The sequence below is a fragment of the Dietzia sp. Cai40 genome (assembly GCF_014145165.1).
Taxonomy (GTDB): Bacteria; Actinomycetota; Actinomycetes; order Mycobacteriales; family Mycobacteriaceae; genus Dietzia; species Dietzia natronolimnaea.
In genome coordinates, this window is the sequence record NZ_JAALEB010000207.1 from 1 (window position 1) to 2518 (window position 2518).

Sequence of the window (2518 nt, forward strand, 5' to 3'; positions counted from 1 at the left end):
CCTTCTCCGCCCGTCGGCGCATCCGCTCGGCGTGCTCGGCCTCGTCGAGGGCGGTGGCCTCCTCGAGGGTCGGGGCCGAACCGCCGAGACGGGCCGGGACCCAGTTCGCACCGGGCGGGTACGGGCCGTAGCGCTGCGCGTACTCGTCCTGCAGCCGCTCGAGGGTGGCCTGCATCCGCGAGCGCAGCTCCTCGGTGCACTCCTCCACCGGCTCGTACGCCGGCGTCGGCTCGCCGACCTCCATCATGATCGGCACCTTCGGGCGCAGCAGCTTCTTGGGCAGGCCCTTGGTCCACACCCGCTGCGAGCCCCACAGGGTCACCGTGATGATCGGGACGTCGGCGGCGAGCGCCATCCGCACCGCACCGGACTTGAAGCCCTTGACCTCGAAACTGCGACTGATGGTGGCCTCGGGGAACACGCCCACCAGCTCTCCGGCCTTGAGCCGGTCCACCGCCTCGTCGAACGACGCCTTACCCGCCGTGCGGTCGACCGGGATGTGCTTGAGCTCCCGCATGATCGGCCCGGAGACCTTGTGGTCGAACACCTCGACCTTGGCCATGTAGCGGATGAACCGCTTGTGCAGGCGCGCCGGGATGCCGCCGTAGACGAAGTCGAGGTACCCGGTGTGGTTCATCACCACCACGGCCCCGCCGACCTCGGGGAAGTTGCGCTCGCCGCGCATCGTGATGTCCAGTCCCTGGACTTTGAACAGTGTCCGGGCGAACCCGATGATCCCCGTATAGAGCAGCTCCACGGCCCCCAGCGTAGCGGCCCACCCCGGGCGGCGTGATCCGCTGCCGGTAGGTTCGGCGGGGTGGATGACGACGAGCCCTTCGATTCGGTCGACCCCGCGGCGCGCAGTCGCCACTATTCGTGGCCGCCGCTGCCGAGCGAGTCCGAGCGCAGCCCGCACGCGGGGCTGGACGCCCTGCGGGGGATCGTCGACGGCGAGCGCCACCTCTCCCCCGGCGCGCACACCCTCGGCCTGGCACTGACCTCGGCGTCCGATCGCGTGGTCGCCATGACCGCCACACCCGGGGAGTGGGCCCTGAACAACGGGGGGACCGTGCACGGCGGGATCGTCTCGGGGTGGGTCGACTCCGCCCTGGGCTACGCCACCGCGACCGTCGTCGACGAGGGCGTGGGCTACAGCACGCTCGACCTGACCGTCCGGTACATCCGCGCGCTCAGGTTGGAGAAGACCCCCGCGACGATCCATGCCGAGGTCGAGCACGTGGGCCGGTCGACGTGCGTCGTGCAGGCCAAGGTCCTCGACACCGACGGTCGGACCTGCGCCAGCGCGAGCGGCGTGATGATGCTCTTCCGGCCCTGAGCCGATCCGGTCAGCGGGGCGGCTCGAGCACGTCCTTGCCGACGAACGGCCGCAGCGCCTCGGGCACGACCACGGAACCGTCCGCCTGCTGGTGGTTCTCCAGGATCGCCACGAGCCAGCGCGTGGTGGCCAGCGTGCCGTTGAGGGTGGCGGCCGTCTGGGGCTTTCCCCCCTCGTCCCGGTAGCGCACCCCCAGCCGGCGGGCCTGGAACGTCGTGCAGTTGGACGTGGACGTGAGCTCCCGGTAGGCACCCTGGGTCGGGACCCACGCCTCGCAGTCGTACTTGCGGGCGGCCGACGACCCCAGGTCCCCACCGGCGATGTCGATCACGCGGAACGGCAGCCCCATGGCCTGCAGCATCTCCTTCTCGAAGCCCAGGAGGCGCAGGTGCTCGGCGTGGGCCTCCTCCGGCTTGCACCAGGAGAACATCTCGACCTTGTCGAACTGGTGCACGCGGATGATGCCGCGGGTGTCCTTGCCGTGGCTGCCGGCCTCACGCCGGAAGCACGAGGACCAGCCGACGTACCGCTTGGGTCCGGCCGACAGGTCCAGGATCTCGCCCTGGTGGTAGCCGGCGAGCGCGACCTCGGAGGTGCCCACCAGGTAGAGGTCGTCGGCCTCGAGCCGGTAGATCTCGTCGGCGTGGGCGCCGAGGAACCCGGTGCCCTGCATGATCTCGGGGCGCACCAGAACGGGCGGGATCATGAGTGTGAAGCCGTTGGCGGTGGCCTTCTGCGCGGCCAACTGCAGCATGCCCAGCTGCAGGAGTGCGCCGTAGCCGGTGAGGAAGTAGAAGCGCGCGCCCGAGACCTTGGCGCCGCGTTCCATGTCCAGCAGCCCCAGACTCTCCCCGAGCTCGAGGTGGTCCCTCGGCTCGAAGTCGAAGCTCGGGATCTCGCCGATCCGCTCGATCTCCACGAAGTCGTCCTCGCCCCCGGCGGGGGTCCCCGCCTCGACGACGTTGGAGAGGAGCCGCTGGAGTCGGTCGACCTCGGCCGCGGCGGACTTCTCGGCCTCCTCGGCGTCCTTGACCGCCTGCTTGAGCGCACCCGCCGCCTCGAGCAGCGCGGGGCGGTCCTCCGGCGAGGCCTGACCGACCTTCTTGCCGTGCGCCTTCTGCTCGGCGCGCGCGCCGTCCGCGGCGGAGATCGAGGACCGGCGGGCCTCGTCGGCGGCCAGCA

Annotated in this window: 3 protein-coding genes; 1 reads left to right on the top strand and 2 read right to left on the bottom strand. The window is 71.0% G+C overall.

The window, feature by feature from the left end; translation table 11 throughout:
- A partial coding sequence (locus G6022_RS08805; protein ID WP_182691386.1) for a 1-acyl-sn-glycerol-3-phosphate acyltransferase occupies positions 1–757 on the bottom strand: 757 nt, incomplete at its 3' end.
- A 60-nt stretch (positions 758–817) separates the two neighbouring features.
- On the opposite strand from G6022_RS08805, the gene G6022_RS16845 reads away from it, so the two are divergent.
- A complete protein-coding gene (locus G6022_RS16845) occupies positions 818–1336 on the top strand; it encodes a PaaI family thioesterase (protein WP_179524224.1) in 519 nt (172 codons plus the stop codon).
- A gap of 10 nt (positions 1337–1346) precedes the next feature.
- Here G6022_RS16845 and serS read toward each other — a convergent pair.
- The coding region (serS, locus tag G6022_RS08815; RefSeq protein ID WP_182691388.1) for a serine--tRNA ligase at positions 1347–2518 on the bottom strand (1172 nt) is incomplete at its 5' end.